Annotated in this window: 24 protein-coding genes and 1 pseudogene; 3 read left to right on the top strand and 22 right to left on the bottom strand. The window is 38.9% G+C overall.

The window, feature by feature from the left end; all coding sequences use genetic code 11:
- Positions 1-62 precede the first annotated feature (62 nt).
- Positions 63-293 (bottom strand): hypothetical protein, encoded by a 231-nt coding sequence (locus WYK_RS21645; protein ID WP_040376535.1) that lies wholly within the window; start codon positions 291-293, stop codon positions 63-65.
- Positions 294-414: 121 nt separating this feature from the next.
- On the bottom strand, positions 415-1098 hold the full coding sequence (locus WYK_RS21640; protein WP_040376534.1) for a metal-dependent hydrolase: 684 nt from the start codon (positions 1096-1098) through the stop codon (positions 415-417).
- A 151-nt stretch (positions 1099-1249) separates the two neighbouring features.
- Between WYK_RS21640 and WYK_RS21635 the strand changes: the two genes are divergently transcribed.
- Positions 1250-2344 carry a M24 family metallopeptidase gene (locus WYK_RS21635; protein ID WP_040376504.1) on the top strand — a complete coding sequence of 365 codons (1095 nt, stop codon included), beginning with the start codon at positions 1250-1252 and terminating at the stop codon, positions 2342-2344.
- 103 nt (positions 2345-2447) lie between these two features.
- Positions 2448-2894, top strand: a complete 447-nt coding sequence (locus WYK_RS21630) for a universal stress protein (RefSeq protein ID WP_040376503.1) — start codon at positions 2448-2450, stop codon at positions 2892-2894.
- Between the two features lie 62 nt (positions 2895-2956).
- Here the strand turns inward: WYK_RS21630 and argH are convergent, their stop codons facing one another.
- From argH to sppA, 13 genes and pseudogenes are all read right to left on the bottom strand, one after another.
- A complete protein-coding gene (argH, locus tag WYK_RS21625) occupies positions 2957-4330 on the bottom strand; it encodes an argininosuccinate lyase (protein WP_040376502.1) in 1374 nt (457 codons plus the stop codon).
- Positions 4327-5542, bottom strand: a pseudogene (locus tag WYK_RS21620) (argininosuccinate synthase). The gene argH and the pseudogene WYK_RS21620 overlap by 4 nt, the downstream one beginning before the upstream one ends.
- Before the next feature lie 498 nt (positions 5543-6040).
- Positions 6041-7714 carry a glycoside hydrolase family 13 protein gene (locus WYK_RS21615; RefSeq protein WP_040376501.1) on the bottom strand — a complete coding sequence of 558 codons (1674 nt, stop codon included), beginning with the start codon at positions 7712-7714 and terminating at the stop codon, positions 6041-6043.
- Positions 7715-7860: 146 nt separating this feature from the next.
- Complete coding sequence (locus tag WYK_RS21610) at positions 7861-8370, bottom strand: MogA/MoaB family molybdenum cofactor biosynthesis protein (RefSeq protein ID WP_040376500.1); 510 nt, start codon at positions 8368-8370, stop codon at positions 7861-7863.
- Positions 8361-9209, bottom strand: a complete 849-nt coding sequence (locus tag WYK_RS21605; RefSeq protein ID WP_040376499.1) for an EcsC family protein — start codon at positions 9207-9209, stop codon at positions 8361-8363. Before WYK_RS21605 ends, WYK_RS21610 begins: the two co-directional genes overlap by 10 nt.
- A gap of 321 nt (positions 9210-9530) precedes the next feature.
- Entirely contained in the window at positions 9531-10448 is a 918-nt protein-coding gene (locus WYK_RS21600) for a hypothetical protein (RefSeq protein ID WP_040376498.1), read from the bottom strand.
- A gap of 398 nt (positions 10449-10846) precedes the next feature.
- Positions 10847-12049 (bottom strand): acetate kinase, encoded by a 1203-nt coding sequence (locus tag WYK_RS21595; protein ID WP_040376497.1) that lies wholly within the window; start codon positions 12047-12049, stop codon positions 10847-10849.
- A gap of 229 nt (positions 12050-12278) precedes the next feature.
- A complete protein-coding gene (locus WYK_RS21590; RefSeq protein ID WP_040376496.1) occupies positions 12279-13265 on the bottom strand; it encodes a class I SAM-dependent methyltransferase in 987 nt (328 codons plus the stop codon).
- Positions 13266-13410: 145 nt separating this feature from the next.
- Complete coding sequence (tpx, locus tag WYK_RS21585) at positions 13411-13911, bottom strand: thiol peroxidase (protein WP_040376495.1); 501 nt, start codon at positions 13909-13911, stop codon at positions 13411-13413.
- A gap of 132 nt (positions 13912-14043) precedes the next feature.
- A complete protein-coding gene (gene ytfJ, locus WYK_RS21580; RefSeq protein ID WP_081705000.1) occupies positions 14044-14610 on the bottom strand; it encodes a GerW family sporulation protein in 567 nt (188 codons plus the stop codon).
- A 16-nt stretch (positions 14611-14626) separates the two neighbouring features.
- On the bottom strand, positions 14627-15304 hold the full coding sequence (locus WYK_RS21575) for a DUF2953 domain-containing protein (protein ID WP_040376494.1): 678 nt from the start codon (positions 15302-15304) through the stop codon (positions 14627-14629).
- An 84-nt stretch (positions 15305-15388) separates the two neighbouring features.
- Positions 15389-15850 (bottom strand): RDD family protein, encoded by a 462-nt coding sequence (locus WYK_RS21570; protein WP_051387831.1) that lies wholly within the window; start codon positions 15848-15850, stop codon positions 15389-15391.
- A 94-nt stretch (positions 15851-15944) separates the two neighbouring features.
- The gene (gene sppA, locus WYK_RS21565; RefSeq protein ID WP_040376493.1) at positions 15945-16946 is read right to left on the bottom strand and encodes a signal peptide peptidase SppA; all 1002 of its coding nucleotides are present in this window, start codon (positions 16944-16946) and stop codon (positions 15945-15947) included.
- A 157-nt stretch (positions 16947-17103) separates the two neighbouring features.
- Between sppA and WYK_RS21560 the strand changes: the two genes are divergently transcribed.
- On the top strand, positions 17104-17898 hold the full coding sequence (locus tag WYK_RS21560; protein ID WP_040376492.1) for an NAD kinase: 795 nt from the start codon (positions 17104-17106) through the stop codon (positions 17896-17898).
- Between the two features lie 570 nt (positions 17899-18468).
- Here the strand turns inward: WYK_RS21560 and rarD are convergent.
- The 7 genes from rarD to WYK_RS21525 form a co-directional block, all read right to left on the bottom strand.
- Complete coding sequence (gene rarD / locus WYK_RS21555) at positions 18469-19392, bottom strand: EamA family transporter RarD (RefSeq protein WP_040376491.1); 924 nt, start codon at positions 19390-19392, stop codon at positions 18469-18471.
- A 29-nt stretch (positions 19393-19421) separates the two neighbouring features.
- Positions 19422-21035 carry an amidohydrolase gene (locus WYK_RS21550; RefSeq protein WP_040376490.1) on the bottom strand — a complete coding sequence of 538 codons (1614 nt, stop codon included), beginning with the start codon at positions 21033-21035 and terminating at the stop codon, positions 19422-19424.
- Between the two features lie 149 nt (positions 21036-21184).
- Positions 21185-22768: an acyl-CoA synthetase MbcS gene (gene mbcS / locus WYK_RS21545; protein WP_040376489.1), complete on the bottom strand. Its 1584-nt coding sequence runs from the start codon at positions 22766-22768 to the stop codon at positions 21185-21187.
- A gap of 155 nt (positions 22769-22923) precedes the next feature.
- Entirely contained in the window at positions 22924-23127 is a 204-nt protein-coding gene (locus WYK_RS21540; RefSeq protein ID WP_040376488.1) for an alpha/beta-type small acid-soluble spore protein, read from the bottom strand.
- A 100-nt stretch (positions 23128-23227) separates the two neighbouring features.
- The gene (gene thiI / locus WYK_RS21535; protein WP_040376487.1) at positions 23228-24442 is read right to left on the bottom strand and encodes a tRNA uracil 4-sulfurtransferase ThiI; all 1215 of its coding nucleotides are present in this window, start codon (positions 24440-24442) and stop codon (positions 23228-23230) included.
- Between the two features lie 4 nt (positions 24443-24446).
- A complete protein-coding gene (locus WYK_RS21530; RefSeq protein ID WP_040376486.1) occupies positions 24447-25583 on the bottom strand; it encodes a cysteine desulfurase family protein in 1137 nt (378 codons plus the stop codon).
- A gap of 160 nt (positions 25584-25743) precedes the next feature.
- Positions 25744-26935 (bottom strand): septation ring formation regulator EzrA (locus tag WYK_RS21525; protein WP_040376485.1); only part of this gene is annotated, 1192 nt, incomplete at its 5' end.

Below are 26935 nucleotides of genomic sequence, written 5' to 3'. Positions count from 1 at the left end.
CATGGTAATTCTATTTCTTTATTATAGAGTGAAGTAACCCGCTATTCAACGAACGATCGTTTTTAATATATTCTTTCCCGCAGCCGCTGTTCTTTTCCTTTCGGTAACGGCTTCCTTTTTTTCGGAGTATACAGGATGCTTGAAAGATTGCCCGCAATAGCAAACAAAAGCATGCAAAGCCAGGAAACTGCAAATACTCCTTCTGGTCCTTCTGCCCGAATGGACAGCTGTGGCAACGCATAATACAACATACAGAAACATAACAACAAACAAAGCAATAACCGCTGTTTCATGGTAATCCCCTTTCTTTGGGCATCACGCCGCGCTACATTGTATGCGTCGACCAAAGAAAAAAGAAGAAGAAATGGTCTTATATTCATGAAACGACCATTACTTCTTCCATATTTGAAATTTTTATAGCTCAATTGACTCTCCAGCTTCTAGAACTTTTCCGTTTTTATTGGTCAGTAAGTCAATGAAGGTTTGTGGATCCTGTTTAATGACTGGGAAAGTATTAAAATGAATCGGTACTACCTGTTTAGCTTGTAAAAACTCCGCTGCAAGCGCTGCATCTTCCGGACCCATTGTGAAGTTATCTCCTATTGGTAAGAAAGCTAGATCAATTGGATGTCTTTCACCGATTAACTTCATATCCGAAAAGACTGCGGTATCCCCCGCATGATAAACGGTTTTTCCTTCTGCCATAAACAATATTCCTGCTGGCATCCCAAGATAAATGATTTCACCATTTTCCTGCATGAGTCCTGTTCCATGAAAAGCCGGTGTGAACTTCACTTTTCCAAAGTCAAACTGATAGGCACCGCCAATGCTCATTCCATGTGTTCGTTCAACACCTTGTGCAGATAAGTAATGTTCTAATTCTGCTACAGCAATAACTAATGCATTATGTCTTTTTGCAAGTTCTACCGTATCTCCAAGGTGATCACCGTGACCATGAGTAAGAATAATAATATCAGGTTTCACGTCATCTACCACTAAATCTGTTAAACTGTTTCCATTAATGAATGGATCAATTAAGATTGTCGTGCCGTTGGTTTCAATTTTGACTACGGAATGGCCATGATACGAAATATTCATATATATAATCCCACCCTTTCTTTTTTCTGTTGAAATAGTGATTTTCCACAACTCTATCATTTTACCCCCATTTTTAAAAGTCTAACTATTTACAATTATTTTTCTTATTGATATGGTCATTGTATACAACACAATTTGGGGGCTATTAACCATGAATCAACGAATCAACGAACTAACCGACTGGCTGCAGGAAAAAAATCTCGATGCACTCTTTATAACTGCGCCAGATAATATTTTTTATTGCAGCGGATTTCTAAGTGATCCCCATGAACGAGTACTTGCTCTTGTTCTTTTTCCTGAAGCAGAACCATTTCTTGTTTGCCCGCAAATGGAAATAGAAGACGCCAAGCACGCTGGATGGTCAGGAGATATCCTTGGCTATAATGATATTGAAGATCCTTGGGAGAAAATTAGTACCTGCATCCAAAAACGTTCTGTTCAAATTAGAAAATTGGCGATTGAGAAAGAGCATCTAACCGTTGAACGACTTGAAACCATTCAAGGCCGCTTTTCGCATCCAGCACTCTTTCCTGCGGAGGAAAAACTTCGTTTATTACGCATGGTTAAAACAGAAGATGAATTACTAAAAATCAGGGAAGCATGCCGTCTTGCTGATTATGCTGTAGAAGTAGGCGTAAATGAAATTGCTGATGGGAAAACAGAGATGGAAATACTCGCTGCAATTGAATTTGAAATGAAAAAATCAGGTGTCAGCCAGATGTCCTTTTCAACCATGGTCCTTACCGGCATCAATGCTGCTTCCCCACACGGCACTCCAGGAAACACAAAAATTAAACGAGGAGATCTCGTCCTCTTCGATCTTGGCGTTGTGTATGAAGGATACTGTTCTGACATCTCTAGGACAGTCGCTTATGGAGATATTTCAGACAAGCAGCGAGATATCTATGAAAGTGTTTTAAAGGCTCAGGAGGCTGCTGTACTCGTCAGCAAACCGGGCATTTCTTGTTCACATGTTGATCAAACGGCAAGAAGAATCATTGAGAGCCGTGGATATGGTGATTACTTCCCGCATCGCCTCGGCCACGGCCTTGGAATAAGTGTTCATGAATATCCATCTGTTACCGAAACAAATGCTCTATTACTTCAACCTGGGATGGTATTTACAATTGAACCCGGCATTTATGTTCCGAACGTCGCTGGTGTTCGAATTGAGGATGATATCTACATCACTGAAACAGGCTGTGAAATACTAACTAAGTTCCCTAAAACCTTGCAAATAAAATAAGGTTGAAACCACAACGTAAAGTTCCATTCCTGCTTATGTTATGAAAATTTTGTCTATTTTTATGTAAATATTAGGTTATAATTTAGTAAAAGGAGGAGATTCCATGACTATGCAGTATAAAAAAGTATTAGTAGCAGTGGATGGTTCAAAAGAAGCTGAATGGGCTTTGAAAAAGGCAATTGAGGTTTGTAAACGAAATCATGCAGAACTTGTGATTGGCCACGTAATTGATACAAGAAATTACCCGACACTAGAAGCCTATGACATGACAATTCGTGATCGTGCAGAAGAATTTGCCGGAGAGATTCTCAATAAATACAAAGCAATAGCTGACAAAGAAGGTATTCAAGCAGTGACTGAAATTGAACTTGGGTCTCCCAAAGTCAAAATCACAAAATCGATGGCCGTCAAACATAACGTGGATCTGATTATGTGTGGAGCTACAGGGTTAAATGCAGTGGAACGTTTCTTAATCGGAAGCGTTTCGGAAAATATTGTCCGCACTTCTCCTTGCGATGTTTTAATTATTCGCAGCGAAAAAGAGAATTAATCAGCAAAAAAAGACTCGCGCTAAAAAGCACGAGTCTTTTTTTCTATTAAGCAAGGTTGATGTTAAACTAGCAGAGATTTCCCTTTTTCTATCGCTAACTTCACTTGTTCAAAACCTGTTCCACCTTGACTATTCCGTCGTTTCACAGCTTCGTAAGGATTTAACGCTTTATAGATATCCTCTTCAAAAAGCTCAGAAGCTTCTTTAAACTGATTTAGGTTTAAATCAGCTAAATAACATCCGTTCTGAACACAGAAAAGGACTAGTTTCCCGACAACTTCATGGGCTTCACGGAATGGCATACCTTTCGCCGCAAGATAATCAGCTAATTCAGTAGCATTAGAGAAGTCATTTTTTGTTGCTTTCTCCATTACTTCTGTTTTCACTTTCATTGTCGAAATCATTCCCTCAAAAATCTTCAAAGAACCAATAATCGTTTTTACCGTATCGAAGATTCCTTCTTTGTCTTCTTGCATGTCTTTATTATACGCAAGCGGCAGTCCTTTTAAGACAGTCAGCATGCCTGTAAGATTCCCGTACACTCGTCCTGTTTTTCCACGGATAAGTTCTGCCATATCAGGGTTTTTCTTTTGCGGCATAATACTGCTTCCTGTTGAAAACGCATCATCTAATTCAACAAATTGAAACTCTTGACTAGACCAGAGAATAATTTCTTCACTGAAACGAGATAAATGCATCATCATGGTTGAACTGTTGCTTAAGAATTCAAGCGCAAAGTCACGATCACTTACTGCATCAAGACTATTTTCGTAGATTCCTGCAAACCCTAGCAGCTCAGCGCTATACGAACGATCAATCGGGAAAGTCGTTCCAGCAAGAGCACCTGCTCCTAACGGGGATACATTAATTCGCTTTTGACACTCATTAAAACGTTGTTTATCACGCTCAAGCATCCAGAAGTAGGCCATTAAATGATGGGCAAATGAAATCGGCTGTGCGCGCTGTAAGTGCGTATAACCAGGAACAAGCGTTTCAACATGTTGTTCCGCTTGCTCGATTATCGCTGCCTGTAAACCATTTATTAACTTTACTACTTCCTCTGTTTGAGTACGTAGATATAAGTGGATATCCGTTGCAACTTGGTCATTCCGGCTTCTGCCCGTATGAAGCTTTCCGCCGACAGGACCAATTTCACTTATAAGCATACTTTCGAGATTTAGATGAATATCTTCCATTTCAACCGAGAAGGTAAGCTCATCAAGTTTCGCTTTTTCCCGCAGGATCTGAAGGCCCGAGATAATTAAATCTGCATCCTCAACGGTTAGAATCTTACATTTTTTTAACATCATTACGTGCGCCAAGCTTCCTTGAATATCTTCCAATACAAGCTCCTTATCAAAGGAAATCGACGCACCGAACTCATCTACCCATTCTTCAGCAGACTTTGTAAATCTGCCTCCCCACAATTTGCTCACACTGTCACCTTCTTGGAGCTCTTGTTATTTACGATACTGTTTACTTTAGTCGGAAGACCCCATAGCGAAATGAAACCTACAGCTGCTTCATGATCAAATTCATCACTCTTCGTATATGTTGCTAATTTCTCATCATATAATGAGTTTTCTGATTTTCTTCCTTCAATAATTGCGTGTCCTTTGAATAGTTTCACACGAACTACACCATTAACATTTACTTGCGTTTCTTTTAAGAATGCACTCAATGCTTTTTGAAGCGGTGAGAACCAAAGGCCTTCATAAATTAGTTCAGTGATTTTTTTCTTCAATTACTGGTTTAAAATGTGCTACTTCTTTTACTAGTGTTATATCTTCAAGTTCTTTATGTGCTTTAATTAATGTCATTGCACCTGGGCATTCATAGACTTCACGTGATTTAATTCCTACTAATCTATTCTCAACATGATCAATTCTTCCCACACCATGTTTACCTGCAATTGCATTAAGCTCTAGAATTAAATCAGCTACCTTATAAGACTTTCCGTCTAATGTTACAGGTACACCTGCGTTAAATCCGATTTCAATAATATCTGCAGTGTCTGGCGTTTCTTCAAGACTGACTGTTAAATCGTAAGCTCCTTCAGGCGGTGTTGCCCAAGGATCTTCAAGAATTCCGCATTCATTACTTCTTCCCCAAAGGTTTTGATCAATTGAATATGGGCTGTCAAGGTTAATTGGAATCGGAATATCATGATTGATTGCATATTCGATTTCTTCTTCACGTGACCATCCCCACTCTCTTACCGGAGCAATGACTTCAAGGTTTGGGTTCAATGCTTGAATAGAAACCTCAAAACGTACTTGGTCATTTCCTTTTCCAGTACATCCGTGAGCAACTGCTACTGCATTCTCTTTTTCAGCAATTTCGACTAATTTCTTCGCGATTAACGGACGCGATAAAGCTGAAACAAGCGGATATTTACCTTCATAAAGTGTATGAGCCTGCATGGCAATTAACGCAAATTCTTCAGCGAATTCGTCTTTAGCATCTACCATATATGAAGAAACAGCTCCAACTGTTAACGCTTTTTCTTTAACAAAGGATAAATCTTTTCCTTCACCTACATCTAAACAACACGCGACAACATCATAATTTTTATCTTGTAACCATTTAATTGCTACAGAAGTATCGAGACCTCCGGAATATGCTAATACCACTTTTTTGTTTGCCATTAATATCGTCCCCTTTTTATGAATAAAAATTCATATGTTTTAATTTTTATTCAATCTATGATAGTTACTTTATCAGCTTTATTATCGTTTTGCAAGGGATTTTCATAGATTTTTCTGTTTTATTATAAAAATACCTATTTGTGCATAAAAACTTACACCTGCGTGTAGGAATAAATAACTAAATTATTCATAATTGGCTTTTATTGTACCAATTATCGCCTTTATTCACCTCATCAGGTGGAACTATGCTCACGAAAAGATAAATCACATCTAACTTAGATGAATGCCAAGATTAAATATGCATCTTTGTAACAAGTAGAAAGGTATTTCTACGCGTTCTCTGCTGATGATTAATCCTAAGCAGAGCCTTTTTTCAAAACAACCATTTTCTTGTATATAAATTCAATGATTCTTATATAATTTTTATAAAACAAGTTATCCTGTCTTAAACGTTCCATTCAAAAAGGGAGTGCTAATGTCAGCACTCCCTTTTTTGGACTAAATATGATAGTAAACACTAGACTCATAAGGCTGTAGTGTTTGTTTAGTTTGGCTGCTGTAATTGCTTATTAACAGTTTTCCTTTTTGTATAGCCGCCATCACATAGTCATCTTCAATTTGCTGTGGTTCTTCACTGAAATTACAAAGAACCAGTAATTGCTCGCTTTTATCTATTCTTTCATAAGCAAAGATGGAAGGATGGTCACTTAGTAACAACTTGAAGGTACCGTTCGTTACTATTTCCAGGGTTTTACGCAAGCTTATTAACTGCTGATAATGCGTGAATATAGACGAATCCTCTGCCAGCGTATTTTGAACATTGATATCCGGGTAACGTGAATTCACATCTATCCATGGGGTACCTGTCGTAAAGCCTGCATGTTCACGATTGTCCCATTGCATTGGAGTCCGGGCATTGTCACGACCTTTTATATATATGGAATTTAAAATAGTTTCTTTTTCAACTCCTAAGACCGCCTTTTCATGATACATATTCAGGGTTTCTACATCTTTATATTGCTGAATAGATGAAAATTGGACATTGGTCATACCGATTTCCTCACCTTGATAAATATACGGAGTACCTTTCATCATATGCAGGCAGGTTGCCAGCATTTTTGCTGATAGAGTTCTATATTGGGTATCGTTACCAAAACGTGAAACAACGCGCGGTTGATCATGATTATTCCAATATAAACTGTTCCAGCCTCTTTCATTAAGACTAGTCTGCCATTTTGCTAGGTTAGCCTTTAAGTCAGGTAGATGTAAGGGTTTCACATCCCATTTCCCTCCTGCTCCACTATCCAAATCCATATGCTCGAATGTGAAAATCATATTCAATTCCTTATTCACTGGATCTGTATAGAGTATGGCATCTTCAGGACTTGCACCCGGCATCTCTCCGACGGTCAGCACATTATAACCCGCCAAAGCTTCTTCATTCATTTCCTTTAAATACTCATGGATTTTCGGTCCGTTCATAAAAAAGGAACTGCCATCGCCATATAATCCTCCATGAGTTGGACCGTCAGGCAGTCCAGGTGCTTTAGAAATAAAGTTAATGACATCCATCCTGAATCCATCGATTCCTTTATTCAGCCAGAATCGCATCATCTTATAAATATCTTGTCTAAGATGTTTATTTTCCCAATTAAGATCAGGCTGTTTTTTTGAAAAAAGATGCAGATAGTATTCATCAGTTGTCTCATCGTATTCCCAAGCAGGACCACTAAAAATTGACCCCCAGTTATTCGGAGCTTTACCGGACACCGCTGGTTTCCAAATATAATAATCTCGGTAAGGGTTATCCTTACTGCTCCGAGATTGTTTAAACCATTCATGCTCATCCGATGTATGATTAACGACTAAGTCCATAATTATTTTCAGTCCTCGGCTATGCGCTTCTTCAAGCAAGCGGTCAAACTCCGCCATTGTGCCGAACTCCTTCATGATGGAATAATAATCGCGGATATCATAGCCGTTATCGTCATTTGGTGAATCGTAAATCGGGCTTAACCAAATCACATCAATACCTAGTGAAGCTAAATAATCAAGTTTCTCAATAATTCCGTTTAAATCTCCGATCCCATCACCATTAGCATCCATAAAGCTTCGTGGATAGATTTGATAGACTACACTTTTCTTCCACCAGTTATTATCATTCGTATTCAATTCCTCAACCCCTAAACAACGTTTATTGATTCATTGTAATGGTAGCATAATTTATCAGCCTAAACCTGCTAATTATGTGAAAATATGTTTCTTTTTTGCAAACGGATACAACCATCATTAAAAAAAGGGCAGCTTATGGCTGCACCTTATAAATCCTTTTTTAATTCTTTGACTATATGACCTATCTCTGGGAGGATAAGTTTTTCCATAGCAAGCCTTACAGCCCCTGATGAGCCGGGAGTAGCAAAGATGGCTTTATTATTTGCGGTACCGGCTGTGGCTCGTGAAAGGATTGCGGCAGAGCCAATGTCTTCTTGGTAGCTTAGCATTCGAAATAGCTCACCAAACCCTGGGATTTCTTTATCAAACAGCTTGTTCACTGTTTCAATCGTTACATCCCTTTTGGCAATCCCTGTCCCTCCATTTAAAAGAACCACATCTACCTCAGTTTGATTAAGCCCGGTTTGAATAGCAGTGGTGATATCTTCTTGATTATCTTTAACAATCTGATAAGCCGTTACCTGATGACCATAGTCATGGATTAATGTATTCATTAACATACCGCTCTTATCTGTCTCTACATTTCGTGTATCACTAACCGTTATTATTTTGCAGCGTACGGAAACAGTTGTTTCCTTATGCTCTTTCAAGCCCATTCCTGATCATCCCGCTTTTCATTCAAATATCGATATTGGTAGTATTTCTGAGCAAACTCACTTACCCGTCTAGTCATCTGATAATTCGTACCAGCGCCAATCGCCATAGAAATCATCGGAATCCCTTGAATGATTCGTTTACGGAACACTACAATCATCATCGCTTTTAATAGCTGTTTAAATGGCTGCTCCATCCAGGAAAGATTCGTTAATTCTTCAGCTCCCTCGTAAAAGTAGGGATCTTCCATATTCTTCGTTTCACGAATTAACCCTTCCCAGGCTGCTCCTTGAAGCCGCTTTGGCATCGTTCCAATATGAAATACTTTAAGAGCCATCATCATCTCAAACGGCGTATTCACTTCATATCCGTAACTCATAGCTGTTAACTGAACGACACGTACATTAATAACTGTCATAGCAGGAATATCTCCGCCAAGCAGCAGAACTCCTCCTGAGCCACTTGCTCCACCCTGAACAAATGAGTATAGACGATGCTTGGCAATTTGCTGATCAGCTATGTATGTCAATTGATCAATTGTCAGCTTTTTATTATCTTCAATGGTCGTTATATCTTGATTGAATACCCGAGCAGCACCAAGAATCCGATCTCGCGCATCCATTTGATTCTGTGAACTTTGGACCATAGCATGCAAATGAAACAGCCATGTATCCAGCTTTGAAAAAAATTGTTCCTGGACATTTTCTGGGAGCAAGGAAAAACTTTGTTCAAGCCATTTATCATAAAGTGCAGTAAAATCTGTTGGTCCATATTGAAGAAGCTTATCCTCCCATTCACTTATCTCATTCCAAACCTGTATCTCGCGATTAGTTAATGTCATTTTCCCGCCTCCAATTTGGATTATTCTCCCTGCATTATAACATAGGGCCTGCTTGTTCTTAAAATGAAAGCGCAGGTACTACATTGTACAGAATACGATGAATCATTCCCTGAATGTGTCGGATTCTGTAAGTCAAGCTAGGACACGAGGAGAACTTTGTGATCATGCAGAGTCGAATCTATGTTAAAAGCCCACCTAATGGTAAATTGAATCCAAAGAGCCACCTAAACAGCTATTACTGATTGCAAAAAAACAGTCACCTATTTAAGGTAACTGTTGATTTATTTATTGATTAATGAAGGAGTTCGCCTATCTCATCCATTATTTTAATCCAGATTGAGATTTATTAGTTAATTTGTTGTCTTCAAAGTAGAAATCGACAAAACGGTAATCATAAGTAACATCATTCTCATACTCCCATTCATAAGATCTATATGTATGAGTTATTTCATCTACTTCCTCGAAGTCATCGTCGTACACAGTCTCATTCCAAGAGTAATCGGAACTCAATGTCATTTTTTCGCCAGTGATCGCCACTACTTGCTTATACGTCATGCCTATTGCAACCTTATTATACTCTTTTAGTGTAATGGTAATTGGTTGCGGCGTATAGAAGTATCCTTTAGCTTTTTTGGTGTACTTTGTCCAAACATTAGAAGTGTATTTCTTCACATACTTAGCAGGAATGTACACTGTCGCAGTTTTAGTTTTCTTGACCCATTTTCCCTTTGTTTTTACATAAGTTGTGTAGCTGAATGAATCTTTGTACCAAGAGGTGTTGTGCTTTGTCATGGCATTTTTCGCAGGAACTTTTACGTTAACTAATTTTCCTTTATAATTTCGTGCCGTTAACTTATATTTTGTGCTTGCTCTCGTGTAAGCCTGTGTGCTTGTTGATGTCTTGTAAGTTACCTTCTTAACTTTGTCATAATCAACAAACGATACGTTACTATAAGAAAAAGTGTTATTGTATTTTTTCAAGCTAACTTTAGCTGTTGTTTTTGCACGAATCGTTTTGCCTTTAGAATCTTGCACCATACGATAGTTGTCGTCTATTGAATCACTTCTCAAGAAGTTCGATCCTGCAGGCTTTGTTGATGCACTAGCTTCTGATTTAGTTCCTCCGATTCCTGCGGCTAATCCCAATGATAATACTCCTACTGTTACTACCTTTACTAACTTTTTAATAATCTGTTTCTCCCCCAATGTCTTATTGCCAGTACTTACATTACTCACCATTAATCACTCCAGTAATTTGTAGGGTATAGCTTCCATGATGACGATCAGAAATTCAAACCGCTTTACGTTTGTTTCTGCGTAGGTACTCCTACTTATATCGATTGTCGAAGTATTACTATTCACCAGATTGGCTCGTAAAACCCTACTACATTATAACGAATATTTCTAATAAACTATAATTATTTTAATATACTATTTTTTAATATATAACCATCTTTTATATATATTGAGGTGTTGATTCACCTTTCACTTATTTCACGCCGATTATCATCTCTTTTACACGTTGAAAAGTTAGTCCTATCAATGATTTCCTTTTTAGGTTGAGCCATAAAAAAACAACCTTCACTCTTGTGTGTAATTAAACACAGTAGAAGGTTGTTAATCACATTTATGAGAAATCAATAAACCTTGGAGCCGCTTGTTAAGCGGATCACATCTCTCGCAATCATCACTTCTTCATTAGTAGGGATGACGATGACTTTTACTGGAGAATGAGGATAGTTTACGAAAGCTTCTTCTCCACGCACACGATTTAGTGCAGGGTCCCAGTATACGCCCATAAATTCAAGACCTTTTAGGACTGAAGCCCTGACGGTTGTACTATTTTCACCGATTCCTGCTGTGAAGATAATTGCATCCACCCCGCTCATTCTGGCCGCATAGGATCCAATATATTTATGAATATGGCTTGCAAATACTTCAAGGGCTAATTTTGCCCGTTCATTTCCTTTATCCGCTTCTATTTCAATATCACGAAGATCACTTGAGAATCCAGAGAGGGCCAGCATACCGCTTTGTTTATTCAATATTTGGAGCACTTCTTCTACATTCTTACCTGTTTTCTCCATGATATAAGGAATTAAGGCTGGGTCAATATCACCTGAACGTGTGCCCATTGTAACCCCCGCGAGCGGGGTAAAGCCCATTGAAGTATCGATTGATTTTCCGCCTTCAATAGCCGCGATACTTGCTCCATTTCCTAAATGACAGGAAATAATCCGCAGTTGATCAATGGGTCTCCCAAGCATCTCAGATGCCCGTTGTGATACATATTTATGGGATGTCCCATGAAATCCATATTTTCTAATCCGATAATTCTGGTAATATTCATAAGGTAAACTGTACATATAAGAGTTACTTGGCATAGTTTGATGAAAGGCCGTATCAAAAACAGCAACCGAGGGAACGTCACCAAGAATTTGCCTAAAAGCGTGAATACCTGTAAGATTTGCCGGATTATGCAGAGGTGCTAAATCTGACAGATTTTCAATTTTTTTAATGATTTCACTCGTAAGAATTACCGAATCGCTGAACTCTTCGCCGCCATGGACAACTCGATGGCCAACTCCATCAATTTCTTTATATGAATTGATAATCTCAAATTCTATTAGTTTTTCAAGCAACAAGGATACTGCAATGTCATGGTTAGGGATATCTTTTGTTTCAGTGACTTTTTCACCATTCACTGAAATCGTAAAAATAGACTCCTTCAAGCCAATTCTTTCAACTAGTCCTTTTGTAATCACATTTTCACTAGGCATGTTAAAAAGCTGGAATTTCAAAGAGGAACTGCCTGCATTAATCGCTAGTATTTTAGACATGTTTCTGCCCCATTTCCCTATTATCGCGTCTATCTTAATTGTTAGTAAATCACTTATCAACTAATAACTACCATCTTCTTTCATTTAAACATTCTCTGATCCAGCTTTCAAGAATTAGCCTTAGGTAGATTGAGTGACATCGTTCAAATTACATAGTTTCGACACATTTCTGCAAATTTATTGCCATAAAAAAAGTTGATACCCGTTAAGAGTACCAACTTCTTGTTCATTATTTATCTACTTTAACCCATTCATCAATCTTATTAAGAATTGCTTGGGTAGCAGCCGCATCTGACAGCTTCGGCAGTGTGACTAACAATGCTTTTTTAGGAGGATTGATTCCCTCTTTTTTCTTTTGTAGAATCAGGATACTTTTGGCAGCTGACTCGTTTTTAAACATGGACAATGGAAGCTGAACCATCCCTTGAATATGTGTTTGACTGGTCAAATATTTATTAAGCTTAGGTGCCTCTGTAGAGACAAACAGCTCATTGGGGATAATTAAGAATAAATATCCACCTTCCTTGAGATGATTAATTCCTTGTTCAATAAATAAATGATGGGAATATGAATGCCCTTGATCGGCTTTTAACTCATAGTCAGCAGCACGTACATCGTTCGGATAATAACCAACTGGCAGATCGCTGACGACAAGATCAACTGGATCAATAAATAGTGGTTCTAAACTATCCTGATTGTATAATTGAATGGGGTGCTCTTGAAGATTTGCCCCTGCGTAAGCTAATTTTATTAAGGTTTCATCTACATCAATGCCAAAAGAGGATATTTCTTTTTCTGGCAATTGGTTCAGGATGGTAAACAGCAAATTCCCTGTACCGACGGCAGGTTCAAGCAGCGTCATTTCTTTTTTCTCAGCTGTAAATTTATTAATTAAATAGCTGACAAACATACCTACAGCATCAGGTGTCATTTGGTGATTGGGCTGAACGTTTTCTTTCATGCCTTTAAGAATCGCAAGCTGGTACGCTTTACGAATATCTTCCTTCGAAAACGTATCGGTTCTAAATGATGCATAAATTTTCGTTAAACGTTTTTTGGCTAGTTCGCTTATCTCTTCCTGAACCACTGATCCATGAAAGAAGTTTTCACCTGTTTCACCAAGTGCATCTAAATAAGTGCACGAAAGGTCTTCTTGCAGAATTTGAGCGGTTTCATCAAATTTATGGAATAACTCTTCAATTGGGGCAAAATTCACTTCATAATTCCTCCTGTTTGTTTCTTTTACTTATTCTAAATCTCTTATGACGGGGACACAAGCGAGAAGATTACTTATTACCTTTTTTCTAACGAGGAAAGAAAAAGAAAACCGGTTACCTAGGATAACCGGCAGCCTTTATCTATTACTTAGCTGAACGTGCAGCATCTAATGCGGCCTCATAATCTGGATGATTAGATCCTTCACCGACATACTCTACATAGGTAACTCGATCGTCTCGATCGATGACAAATACAGAACGGGCTAAAAGGCGTAGTTCTTCCATGATGACTCCATATGCTTGACCAAAGGACAAATCACGATGATCCGATAGAACTTGAACATTTTCTAGTCCCGCAGCCGCGCACCAACGTCGTTGAGCAAAAGGAAGATCCACACTAATGGTTAATACCTTTACTCCCTCAATCTTTGCTGCTTCTTCATTAAAGCGTCTAGTTTGTTTCTCACAAACTCCTGTATCAATGGAAGGAATAACGCTGATAATTCGAACTGATCCCTTAGAATCGTCCAACGTCACCTCCGAAAGATCATTAGCAAGTACCGTAAAGTTTTTCGCTTGATCTCCCACTTTGACTTCTGATCCCAGGATTGTCACGGGATTGTGTTTAAACGTAACCTGTGTCAAAAAAACGCCTCCTTTAATTCAATATGTACAGTGCTAATGATAGGTGGTTCGTATTCATAATGCAACGAATTCACGTTAACTTACTTTCAAAAGGCTATTTCCGCTTGGAAATAGCCTTTTACAAAGATAAAATTAGAAATTATCAAAGGATTCCTTTTTCTCATTTCCTTGGTTTTGGCTGCTATCTTGGTCTTGGTTTTGATTTCTGTCTTGGTTTTGATTTCTATATTGGTTTTGGTTCCTGTCTTGGCTTTGTTCATGTTTTTGATTGTTATCTTGGCTCTTTGTTTCATTTTGGTTCTTATTATTCTCTTTGCTCGCTGCAAGGATAGATTGAATTTTTCCGACGACGGCTGGAGCCATATCTAGTATTTTATCGACTAAATGAGTCCCTTCATCTAGATGAAGCATTTTCACACCTTTTGCGCCTACAATGAGAAATGCGATAGGCGTGATAGACACGCCGCCCCCGGTACCACCGCCAAATGGTAAAGTTTGCTGTCCTTGTTGGGAATGCCCTTGATCGATAGCAAATTCGCTGCCGCCCGCTGCAAAGCCGAATCCTACCTTTGATACTGTTAATATAACACTGCCATCTGGCGTCTCAACCGGATCACCAATAATTGTGTTTACATCAACCATTTCTTTTAAATTTTCCATTGCTGCTGACATTAGGCCAGTAATCGGATGGTCCGACATATCATTTGCCTCCATTCTAAAAGTTCTGCTTTACTTGTGATTGTTTAGTTTTGTTGAACTTCAGTCTACCGCCTTTCCAATGGCGGAATAACTTAATTCCTGCCCAGATAGCATCCCCGAGTTTCAAAGAGATTATGCAAGATATGGACGTAGAGGCAGCTGATTTTTGAAAGTCTGGAGTAATCGTAATAGCAGGCATTTTTTTAAAATGTAAATACGTTGTTAAGCCGCCCATAATCGAACTCTTCAATGCCCACGCACTGCCTGTCAGTATTCCGGTATGAGCAGCATTACCATTTCCGATTACACTATGCCAAGTGAATGTATGAACATAGACCTTTTTCAGCAGCTTTCGAATGATTTTATGCAAACCGATCACGTGCTGCAAAAGCTTCTTAACCTCTTCTATTTTTTCCAGGATATCATTTGCCGTCACTTCCTCTGCTTGAGGTTCCTCATCCTCTATATCGATTCCTTTCTTTTGTGTAAAAGAAAGGATTGCTTTATCTTCCCTCATGTCAATGAATGGAACATCAATTGTATATTGCAGCAATCCAAACCAAGCTCTAAATTTCACAGTAAGTTGATCATCAATTCCTGCATGATGATAGTGAAGATCTATGTTAATATTCGTGAAAATAAGCAGAATTAATAAAAACACGAGTAAGATTATAATAACGAGCATCCAGTTCATCAGGACACACCCTTTCAACTCACCATTATTAGCACTGTGAAAAAAAATAAACCTGCAGACCATTTCGGTCTGCAGGTTATCTACTTATCTTCTTGTCATAACTACGGTTGTATCAGCAAAAATATCATGTAATCCTTGTTTCTTTGGCAAAATGCCCACCAATATATAACCAATAGATGTGAACTTTGAAATAAACCGTCCTATAAATTCTCGGAATATCAACGTTCCCCAAGTAAGCTTGTCGTCTTTCAAACTAATAACCTGAAGTCCGAATATCATTTTGCCGAGCGTTTGTCCAAAGTACCTGGTCATCAAGACAAAGTATAGATAAAAGATAGTGACTTCTAGTATTGTTGCCGGCGAAAAAAAACTATAATCGACATATCCCCCGCCTAAGGCTTTAAAAATAGATGAAACGAATATCCGAGTTAGGCTGCCAATGATAATTAAATCAGCTAGATACGCCCAAAACCTCATCCAAAAACCGGCATAATGAATTTCTGCGGTCAAATTTACTGGATTGATTGGTGATGGCTCTGTACCCATTACTTCTGAATGGATGGTTTCTTTCGGCTCAATTTCTCCCGTATTTTCATTCAAGTTATCCTGATTTTGTCGTTCATCCATGGATTCCCCCCCCTTACTGTGCATATAGGTACATTAGTCGAGGAGAATTTGAGTGTGAGAGCAACTTAAGAATGCCAGCTGTTTCAACATCTTTCCCCATGACTTTTTGTGCTGTCATACTGAACAAAGAACCAAATCCTGTATCTTCCGTATAACGGATTGCTGATGCATCAATGTTAAGATCTTTCTTCATGGCAGCTATAACATCTTCCTCATAACCAAATTCATCAATCAATTTGTTTTCTTTTGCTTGCCGGCCGTCATACACTCGGCCATCCGCAATTTTACGCACTTCTTCTTTTGACATTCCGCGACCATCCGCGATAATATTCACGAACTGGCTGTATGAATTGTCAATCATATCTTGCAGGATAACCCGCTCTTCCTCTGTCATCTCACGAGTTGGACTCATAATATCCTTGTATTTTCCGCTCTTAATCGTCACCGTTTCCACACCATATTTTTTGGCTAACTTTTCATAGTTAATACTTTGCATAATCACACCGAGTGACCCCGTCATCGTTTCAGGAGTCGCAAAAATTTTATCTGCCGGCGCTGATATATAATATCCTCCAGATGCGGCCATAGAACCCATAGACACATAAACTGGTTTTTTCGTCTTTTTAATATCTTGGATTTTATCGTATATCTCCGCACTTTCTACCACACCGCCGCCTGGTGAGTTAACGCGTAAGACGAGACCCTTAATCGAATCATCCTCTGCGACCATTTCAAGCTTATCTAAGAAACTCTGATGATTATACGTCACAGTATCCAGAAGCGAAGTAGAGCTGCCTGTATCTTCGATAACTCCTTCAACATCCAGTACAGCGATAACATCTGAACTGCTGCCTTCTTCAACAACCTCTTCCATAAAACCTGTTTCACTGACAAATAAATCTTCAACAGCTCCGCTAAAATCAGTAAATGCCAATGTACTAGCCAAACTGATTCCCATTGAAGCGATAAATAAAACAGCTGCAATCCCCAGCGCTGCCCAGCGTTTTCCATTCATATTGAAGCCCCCTTATACAAATATTCACATATATGCCATTTTATATATTGATGTACACATGATAAACTAGGATATATTCTACTATTGTAGCAAACTATTTCCATTATGGAAAAGGAATCATTTTTTAAAAATCGAGTAAATCAACGGAGGTTTTAATATGACGAATCGGCGCAATATTTATTTTTTTCATCAAAATGACCCTTTACTTATAAAAAGAGTACAACCTCTTTACGAATTGGCTGAAACCTATTCATTTACAATTGTTTCCGATTTCAAGCAAGCAAACATTATCGTCAGTATTGGGGATGACGGAACTTTTCTACAAGCCGTTAGAAAGACAGGATTCCGCGATGATTGTTTATATGCCGGTATAGCAATCGGTCAATTAAACATGTACTGTGATTTTCTATTGGAAGATACCAGTAAGATGATTGAAAGCATTTCCATAGAAAATATTGAAGTCCGCCGTTATCCAACCATTGAGATTAAGCTTGATGATCAACCTTCTTTTTATGCCCTTAATGAACTAAGTATACGTTCGTCTATTATTAAAACATTCGTATTAGATGTTTTCATTGATTCATTACACTTTGAAACATTCCGCGGAGACGGGATAATTATAGCTACACCCACTGGAAGTACGGCCTATAATAAATCTGTAAAAGGTGCTGTTGTTGACCCTACCCTTCCGTGTTTTCAAGTAAGTGAACTTGCTTCGATTAATAACAATACTTACCGTACACTCGACTCCTCATTCATATTAGGACCTGAACGTACGCTTACTATCCAGTTACCTGAAAGCGATGATTATCCTACATTTGGAATGGATAACGAAGCACTGAGTATTAAAGATGTGAAGAAAATTCAAGTAACACTAAGTGGAAAAGTAATTAAAACCGTAAAACTAAAAGATAACTCATTCTGGGAAAAAGTTAAAAGAACATTTTTATAAGGAAATTCTCTTTTATCGGTGAAGAGAAAAAACAGGATTCAGCTCCGTACTTAATCCTGTCAGACTGTAGACAAACTCGGGTGGAAATCGAGGTTGTTTACAGTCTTCTTTTTTAGTTTTTAAAATGCGGCTGTTGATTTCCGTTCAAGCGTTTCGCTTTCCGCGGGCGGTGAGCCTGTGAGCCTCCTCGTCGCTTACGCTCCTGCTGGGTCTCACCTGTCCAGCTGTTCCCGCAGGAGTCTTCACTCCAATCAACGGTCTTCCTAAATTTAATTTGGATTTTAGTCCGACGCTCAAATGAAAACACGTGCTACCCAAGAGCAGACTTAGAAGGAGATCAATTCAAATCGGGGGAATTACGGAGAAAACTCTTTCCGACAAATCCGTTCGAACAGGAAGAATCAAAGATTATTAAGTAGAACACAAGTGATCCTGAAAGCAGATACAATGTACTTATTAGAGACTTAGTTGCCTTGATAAGCAGGGAAAATTCCATGAAATGTGTTAAAAATGCCAAAAGAGGTACGGAATGAACCATTCCGCACCTCTTTTGGCTACAAACTGACAGGATTAAGCTCCGTACTTAATCCTGTTTTTCTTATTGCGATTATTTAATTTTGATTGTATAGGATGTGATGCTGCGTATATAAGTAATGCAGACCAAATAAAAATAAATGAAAGCAAATGGATTTTTGTAAACGGTTCATGATACATAAACACTCCGATTAATAACGTCATAGTGGGTGCTATGTACTGCAAAATCCCCATCATTGAAAGTGGTACCTTCTGTGCTCCTTTTGCAAAAAACAAAAGCGGCAGTGCGGTAGCAATCCCTCCGCCCATTAGAAGAAAACTGGTACTTGCTGATTCAAAAAACAATGGTTTTGAGGTAAATAACAAATAAACCATAAAAATAATCGCCAATGGAGTGACCATCATTGTTTCAAGCGTTAAGCCGATTTCTGCATCTACTTTAATCATTTTCTTCGCAAGACCGTATAAACCAAAGCTGACCGCAAGCGAAAGGGCAACCCATGGAATCTCACCATAATGAAGCGTAAGGATAAGCACACCGATTCCTGCTAAGGTAAACGAAAGAATTTGTGCACCGCTTAGTTTTTCTTTCAGTACCACTACACCTAATAACACACTCACAAGCGGGTTAATATAGTAGCCAAGACTGGTCTGAAGAATATGACCTGAGTTGACTGCCCAGATAAAGATTCCCCAATTGATACTGACGAGTATTGACGCGGTCAGTAAAGCTGCTAGTTTTTTGGGCTGATAAACTATTTCTTTTACAAATGAAAGGAATCCACGCCACTTATTGATCAGCAACAATAAGATTATCATGAAAACAAAAGACCAAAGTACCCGATGTGCAAGAATTTCTCCAGCTGATACATGTTGAACAAACTTCCAATAGATAGGAATGAGTCCCCATATAAAGTAAGAGAGTGCTGCATAAATAATTCCTTCTTTTTGCTGTTTCATTTCGGTTCCTACACTCTCCCTTCACACTTCTAAAGTGATTTACGTTCTTTCTGATAAACAATCTGACCGCCGACTATAGTCATATCAGCTTCAACCATTAAAAGCTCATCCTCTGAAATCGAAAATAAATTCTCTGTTAAGACAGAGAAGTCTGCCAGGAAACCTTTTGCAATCTTCCCTCTATTCTTTTCTTCTCCTGTCGCATAGGCACTGCCCGTTGTATAAAGTGAGACAGCCTCAAACATTGATAATCGTTCATCAGGATCATATACAGTCCTATCAAGTCCAAACGGCTTTCTTCTCGTTACTGCAGCATGAATGCCTAGTAGTGGATTAACCGATTCAATCGGTGCATCTGATCCGCCGGCACAATGAATGCCATTACCGAGAAAGGTTTTCCAAGCATAGTTGTATGAGGAATTCTCAAGTCCTACTTTATCAATGACCCAAGGAAAATCTGATGGAACAAAACCAGGTTGAATATCAAAGATGACTGGTAATAATTTCGCTCTTTCAAGGAGATCCTTACGCATAATCTGTGCATGAATGAGACGATCTCTCAGCCCTTCAGCCGGCGGGTCGACCTCAATGGCATTTAATACATTTTCAAAGGCTTGGTCCCCTATTGTATGTACCGCAATTGGCAGATTATATGAACGTGCTTTTCGGACAAGAGCCCTAAGCTCATTTTGCGTATAAATCGCGACACCATTAGTTTCAGGATGATCTGCATACGGTCTGCTTAATAAAGCTGTATTCCCTCCTAGCGAACCATCTGCAAAAATTTTCATTGCGTCCAGTTTAATAAACGTTCCGCCGTCTCGATATCTGTATCCGTTAGCTATCATCTCGTCGACCTCTTCGTTATGAACAAGCAGGTTCGCACGCAGCGGCATGGATCTTTTTTCTATGACATTAATAAATGCCTGATAGGTAGACATGAATCCATCGTAATAATGAAGATCTTCTGTATGAACACCCGTTAACCCTTTGCTCCAGCAATCCTCAATAGCCAGTTTTATCGCACTCTCTACATATTCCTGGTCAATACCTGGGATATGATTCGTAATCAACTGCATGGCTGGCTCCTCTTTAAACAAACCATTCAATCGGCCATCTTGATAACGGCCAATCACTCCGCCTGCAGGAGGTACTTCTTTAATTGAATTCCCCGCAGCGTTTAAGCCTTGTGAATTTACAACCAAGGCGTGCCTGCAGATTCGTTTTAAGATAACCGGATTCTCCGGCGAGACTTTGTCCAGTTCGTCTAATAAAATCAGCTCTGTATTGTCCCATTCATTCTCATTCCACCCCTCGGCCACAATCCATTTACCTGGTGCAGCTCCTTCACATTTTTCTTTAACAGCGTCTAGTACATCCTGTCTGTTAGTCATTGCCGATAAATTGAGACGCATTAACAACTCACCATAGCCAACCAGATGCATATGGCTGTCTACGAGTCCTGGAATCATCATCTGTCCGTTTAAATCAATTTCACGCTCTATTCTGTTTGAATAGTCCCTTTTTAATTGAGCTGAGTTTCCCATATCAATAATCAGATCACCTTCGGTATATACTGCCTCGACCCGAACATTTTCCTTTTCCATTGTATAAATAAGTCCATTCGTCCATAATGTTCCCACACCCGCACAGTCCTTTCTATAGACCTATTTTCTGTAAAAAAAGTGTATCACCTTTTCAATAAAAAAGGGGGGAAAACAGCTTGTGAATTCCAATATATTTTTTTTTATTTAATAAAAAAAGACTCTCCCAAATGGAGAGCCTTTGTGGTTTAGGATTTAGCGATTGCTTCCTCGCGCTCCCTTAGTTCTATCCTGCGGATTTTTCCAGAGGTTGTTTTTGGCAGTTCCTCTACGAATTCAATTCTTCGCGGATATTTATAGGGTGCCGTCAATGCCTTTACATGGCTTTGAAGTTCCTTCACAAGTGTTGGAGTTTCTGGATCAATGCCATCCTGAAGGACAATATATGCCTTAACTACTTGACCGCGTATTTCATCTGGACTGGAAACGACTGCACATTCCTTTACGAATGTATGCTTAACAAGCGCATCCTCCACTTCAAATGGTCCAATGGTGTAGCCAGAACTAATGATGATATCATCGCTGCGGCCATCGAACCAGAAATAACCTTCCTCGTCCATCTTGGCCCTGTCTCCAGTGACATAATAGTCCCCGCGAAATTGCATGGCAGTCCGTTCAGGATCTTTGAAATAGTTCTTAAATAGGGCTGGTGTTTCAATATGTACCGCAATGTCCCCGACAACTCCCGGTTCACAAAGAGTACCATCCTCATTGATAATCTCTACCCTATTTCCTGGAATTGGTTTTCCCATAGAACCTAATTTAATCTCCATCCCTTTCACAACGCCGACAAGTAAGGTATTTTCTGTCTGCCCATAGCCGTCCCTCACTATAATGCCAAATTGTCTATTAAAAATATCGATTACTTCTCTATTCAGGGGTTCACCAGCAGACACTGCACTGCGCAGAGCTGGCAGGTGGTACTCAGACAAGTTATCTATCTTAGCCATAAGGCGGTATTCCGTTGGAGTACAGCACAGGGCATTCACATGATAATCAGCGAGCAGCTGCAAATATTTTTTAGGTTCGAATTTTCCTTGATACACAAGCCCCGTTGATCCCGATCCCAGTATAGATAATAACGGACTCCATATCCATTTCTGCCAGCCAGGTCCAGCAGTTGCCCAAACAATTTCATCTTTCTCTGCTCCAAGCCAATTAGATGCAGCTGCCTTTAAATGAGCATACGCCCATCCATGGGTGTGCACGACACCTTTTGGATTGCCAGTTGTGCCTGAGGTATACGATAAAAATGCCATATCGTCTCGCAGCGTGTCTGCCATCGACAATTCTGTTGACGCGGTTTTCATATCTTCGTCTAAATGATGCCATCCTTCAACCTTTGAACCAACAGAATATTTAATCAGGTCCTTTGCTTCTTCTACATCATCAAGTTGTGAAGTATACTCATGATAACTAATAATTCCTTTCACATCACCATGAATCACACGATACCGTAAATCTTTTGTCCTCAACATCTCAGAACTAGGAATGACAACTAACCCAATTTTTAAGGCCGCAATATAAACTTCGTAAGCCTCAATCAAGCGGGGAATAATAATTAATACATGATCTCCCTTTTTCAGACCTGACTGTAGAAAAACATTTCCAGCTTTATTAACATTTTCAATAAGCTTTTTATATGTAATCTCTTTTTTCTCTCCGCTCTCGTTTTCCCACTTTAAGGCAATCCGTTCAGCGCGATCAGTATGTTTTTCAATTTCAGATACAAGGTTATATTCTTCCGGAGCTACTAAATCTTCTCGTTTCATAATTTCCCTCCAGTTCCAAAGTGGTCTTACCACTTTCTATTATACAGAATATTTCCGTTTTTTTATATACAGACAACTTTCCTATCAGTACCTTTCCAAAACAATAAATAAAGGAAGCGGGCAAAAACCCGCTTCCTGCAGCCATATTTATGAAATTATCTTTGTGATCCGCCTAATTGTTGTTCAGCCATTTGTACTAGTCGTTTAGTAATTTCTCCACCAACTGAACCGTTAGCGCGAGATGTTGTTTCAGCACCAAGTTGTACACCAAATTCTGTAGCAATTTCATATTTCATTTGATCTAGAGCTTGCGATACGCCAGGTACTAGCAATTGGTTTGAGCTGTTGTTGTTCGCCATGTGTTTTTCACCTCCCTTGTGATAATAGAATGTGTTAAAACACATGGCGTCATTCATAAAAAAGTTGGTAATTGATACCTTCATCTTTTAGTGGATTATCTTAAAATAAATCTTCAATTGTTTCATCCACATTATCTTGCTTTTCACCACTAATACGGAGAGTTTCAGTATCCTGAACCGCCTTTTCAATCATTGGTTCAAAATCCACGAATCCTTCATAGTAATTAACCTTTTCTCGTCTTGGCTTTGTTTTCGGACTCGCAGGAGTGAATACTGTACAGCAGTCCTCAAACGGTTGATTGGAGATCTCCAGCGTTTCCATTTCACGGGCCATTGCAATTATCTCTGTCTTATCAACTGTGATAAGCGGGCGTAAGATAGGCGTATTTGTTACTTCATTGATTGCAAACATGCTTTCAAGCGTCTGACTAGCCACCTGTCCTAGACTTTCTCCGGTTATGATCGCCATACCCTCATTTTTTTCCCTAATCGCATCCGCAATACGAAGCATTAATCGACGCGTACTTGTCATCGTATAATTCTCTGGAATTTGCTTTTGGATTAACACTTGAATATCTGTAAACGGTACGATATGAAGTTTAATGGTTCCGTTCACTTCCGCTAATTTGTGAGCTAAATCAATCACTTTTTGCTTAGAACGTTCACTCGTAAATGGGGGACTGTAGAAATGAATACACTCCACTTCAAGGCCCCTCTTCATCGAAAGGAAACCGGCAACCGGGCTGTCGATTCCTCCAGAAAGCATCAGCATAGCTTTTCCGCTTGAACCAAACGGAAGACCACCTGCACCTTCTATAATCTCTCCAGTTAGATAAACCGCTTCACGTCGTATTTCGATGCGCAGGTTAAAGTCTGGATTTTTCACATCCACTTTTAAGTGGCCATCATTATTGATTAAAAGGTGACCCCCAATAAGGTGATTCATCTCATTCGTATCATATGGATAATCCTTATCAGATCTCCTTGTAGTAATTTTAAACGTTTCTGGTCTTTTAGAGAGCTGTTCAAAATAATAAAGAGCCGCTGTCTTTACTTCTTCAATATCTCTCCCAATCTTAAGGGCAGGACTTAAGGATTGAATGCCATAGACTCCTTTAATACGCTGAATGACTTCAAGATGGTCTTCTCCATTTAATAGGACATACATTCTGTCTCTGCTTGAAGTCACTTTTGCATGTTTAAGATCCTTTATTGCCCAGCGGATATGTGATTTCATTTTATCAACAAAGCTTTTACGATTTCTTTTTTTCGTAGATAATTCTCCATAACGGATAATAATATGATCAAATTCCATTTAGCTACCTCATTACCTTTTGTAGTTTTGCCATTTTCTCAATGACAGCCTGTATTACAGCTTTTGCTTCTTCTAAATTGTTCTCATAAGACGTACTAATCCGAATGACACTTTCTGCACGAGATAAATCATGGAACATTGCTAATACTGTTTCACTGATTGCCTTATTTTTTGATGAACAAGCACTGGTCGTTGAAGCGAATATCCCTGATTCCTCTAAAGCATGGATAAACACCTCAGACTTGATACCAGGAATCGAAAAATTAACGATATGCGGTGCACCTGATTCTGGACTATTTATCTTAACTCCTTCGATTTTCTTAAGCTCACTCATCAAATAATCACGAATTTCAGCAACATCACTAGCTTGATTCTGTTTATTTAATGTCATCCGTAATGCTTTCGCCATAGCAACTATTCCAGCGACATTTTCTGTTCCACTTCTAAATTTGGATTCCTGGTTCCCGCCAGTAAATAACGGACTTAATTTAACATGGCTGCGTACATAAAGAATTCCTGTACCCTTTAACCCATGAAATTTATGGCCGGACATAGTACATAAATCGATGTGACATTTGTTAAAATCCAGAGGTACTTTGCCGATTCCTTGGACATGATCAACATGAAACATAATTTTCGGAAAGTCTGCCAGATATCGGCCAATTTCTTCAATAGGCTGAATAGATCCTATTTCATTATTCACATGCATGATGGATACTAAGATGGTATCCTCTCTAATTGCATGAATTAAGTCTGATAATACGATGCTGCCATCTTTAGTAACTGGCAGGTACGTAACCTCAAATCCTTCTTGTTCAAGAGAACGACATGTTTCAAGGACTGAAGCATGCTCCATTTCGGTAGTAATAATATGATTGCCATTCTTAGCTGCTGCATGAACGGCCCCTTTTATAGCTAGGTTATTGCCTTCAGTACCTCCAGAAGTAAAAACTATCTCCGAAGGCGTTGTATGAAGGAGATCAGCAATTTGCTTTCGTGCCTTCTGAAGTAATCGTTCTGCGCTGGCTCCAAGTCCATGGAGAGAAGAAGGATTTCCAAAGTATTCTCCTGCTACTTTAGCAAAGGATTCAATCACTTCAGGATACGGCTTGGTTGTTGCGCTATTATCAAAATAAATCATAGCCTCACCCTCCTGTATTCTATAAGAAGCTACGCTAGGCAGCTTTTAATTTTTATATTTGCAACTACTAATTTTAACATATTGATGAATAGGAAGAAAGGACTGACTCCAAAAGAAAGGAACCAATGCTTTCCCGCATTGGTTCCTTTCTTTCCATCTATTAAGAAGAAATATGCTCTAAATCTGCATTCATTCGTTTTAAGCTTCCAGGTTCCACTTTATCAATGGCGGTCGCTGCCGTATTCAAGGCGTCTTCATACTCATAATCCCTGAATTTCTCCTCAGCCAATCTTAAAGCTTCAGCTACAGAAGGATATTTACTGCGGTAGCGATTTCCATGTTGGATAACCTTCTCAGCAAGATACATCTTTTCAATTAGTGTTTCTGTTTTTTCGAGAAGTTCTCCAACAGATGCTACAGTCTTCTCAAGGAAGATCTGTACAGAGGCCATATCCAAAGGTTTCTCTTCCAGCTTATCTTCCACATCTGCCAAGCTTTCTTTTGCTTCACGCAGATACGCCTTGTAATCTTCCGGTAAACCTGGAATATTACTTTTTGAAATAATTCTTGCTGTTTCACTCATTTTCCGTCTTAATTCCTGAAGCGTTTCACGCGCTTCCATTTCATCTTTCCGCAACGCTTGAAGTTTACCAGTGAATATAACTTGTTCATCCTTTAAATTCTGAATTTTATCCGCAATCTCTTGCATTTCTTCTCCAAGAACTGAATTAGATGAGGCATTTTCAGCTATCTTAAGTGAAAGAAGACGGTAACGTTTCGAAAGCGATTGAATATGTTTTTCAAGCTTTCTCTGTCCTTCAAGCTCATTTTCATTCAAGTGATAACTATGCTGAACGATAACGGTTTCCGCCTTCTGCTTATCGTTTTCATATTCAAGAATCTGGATTTGCTCGTTAATCTTCACTTTATTTTCGAGGACATATTGTCTTGAAAGAACCTCTTTTTCAAGTAAGTCGTATAAAACATTTACACTTTCATTGAGGTCTTGAATGCCTTTTGCTACTTCATCTGTTTCAGCCACATCTATTTGGGCTTTATAATGCTCCAATTCTTGTTCCAGCTGAAAAATCTCCTTATCAAATTGAAGATGTTCAAGAGGATATCCCTGATTTACCATATCTAAATATCCATCTTTAAGTTCTGCTAATTGATTAGGAAGAGCAACTAGTCCTTCCGCCATAAGATCTGGAATCATTTCCATTTTATGTTCCACACTTGCCAGCTTGTCCTTAATCAATAAAACAAGCTCCCGAGCATTTAAATAATTTCCGTTTTCAGTAGCCGTTTCATATTGCTGAAGTATACCTGTAACTTCATCCAGCAGTGTTTCT

Origin of the sequence: Peribacillus psychrosaccharolyticus ATCC 23296 (genome assembly GCF_000305495.1) — a bacterium.
Lineage (GTDB): Bacteria > Bacillota > Bacilli > Bacillales > DSM-1321 > Peribacillus > Peribacillus psychrosaccharolyticus.
The sequence above is the reverse complement of the archived record's forward strand: the minus strand, read 5'-3'. Positions and strand labels throughout refer to the sequence as shown.

What these genes read in the sequence shown, in the direction of transcription:
- WYK_RS21560 (WP_040376492.1), top strand. Translation starts at nt 17,104, where the DNA reads ATGACGAATCGGCGCAATATTTATTTTTTTCATCAAAATGACCCTTTA.
- WYK_RS21595 (WP_040376497.1), bottom strand. Translation starts at nt 12,049, where the DNA reads ATGTCTAAAATACTAGCGATTAATGCAGGCAGTTCCTCTTTGAAATTC.
- WYK_RS21530 (WP_040376486.1), bottom strand. Translation starts at nt 25,583, where the DNA reads ATGATTTATTTTGATAATAGCGCAACAACCAAGCCGTATCCTGAAGTG.
- WYK_RS21605 (WP_040376499.1), bottom strand. Translation starts at nt 9,209, where the DNA reads ATGACATTAACTAATCGCGAGATACAGGTTTGGAATGAGATAAGTGAA.
- WYK_RS21610 (WP_040376500.1), bottom strand. Translation starts at nt 8,370, where the DNA reads ATGGGCTTGAAAGAGCATAAGGAAACAACTGTTTCCGTACGCTGCAAA.
- WYK_RS21600 (WP_040376498.1), bottom strand. Translation starts at nt 10,448, where the DNA reads ATGGTGAGTAATGTAAGTACTGGCAATAAGACATTGGGGGAGAAACAG.
- WYK_RS21570 (WP_051387831.1), bottom strand. Translation starts at nt 15,850, where the DNA reads ATGGGTACAGAGCCATCACCAATCAATCCAGTAAATTTGACCGCAGAA.
- thiI (WP_040376487.1), bottom strand. Translation starts at nt 24,442, where the DNA reads ATGGAATTTGATCATATTATTATCCGTTATGGAGAATTATCTACGAAA.
- WYK_RS21540 (WP_040376488.1), bottom strand. Translation starts at nt 23,127, where the DNA reads ATGGCGAACAACAACAGCTCAAACCAATTGCTAGTACCTGGCGTATCG.
- mbcS (WP_040376489.1), bottom strand. Translation starts at nt 22,768, where the DNA reads ATGAAACGAGAAGATTTAGTAGCTCCGGAAGAATATAACCTTGTATCT.
- sppA (WP_040376493.1), bottom strand. Translation starts at nt 16,946, where the DNA reads ATGAATGGAAAACGCTGGGCAGCGCTGGGGATTGCAGCTGTTTTATTT.
- WYK_RS21575 (WP_040376494.1), bottom strand. Translation starts at nt 15,304, where the DNA reads ATGAACTGGATGCTCGTTATTATAATCTTACTCGTGTTTTTATTAATT.
- WYK_RS21635 (WP_040376504.1), top strand. Translation starts at nt 1,250, where the DNA reads ATGAATCAACGAATCAACGAACTAACCGACTGGCTGCAGGAAAAAAAT.
- rarD (WP_040376491.1), bottom strand. Translation starts at nt 19,392, where the DNA reads ATGAAACAGCAAAAAGAAGGAATTATTTATGCAGCACTCTCTTACTTT.
- WYK_RS21640 (WP_040376534.1), bottom strand. Translation starts at nt 1,098, where the DNA reads ATGAATATTTCGTATCATGGCCATTCCGTAGTCAAAATTGAAACCAAC.
- ytfJ (WP_081705000.1), bottom strand. Translation starts at nt 14,610, where the DNA reads ATGTCGGACCATCCGATTACTGGCCTAATGTCAGCAGCAATGGAAAAT.
- WYK_RS21630 (WP_040376503.1), top strand. Translation starts at nt 2,448, where the DNA reads ATGACTATGCAGTATAAAAAAGTATTAGTAGCAGTGGATGGTTCAAAA.
- WYK_RS21645 (WP_040376535.1), bottom strand. Translation starts at nt 293, where the DNA reads ATGAAACAGCGGTTATTGCTTTGTTTGTTGTTATGTTTCTGTATGTTG.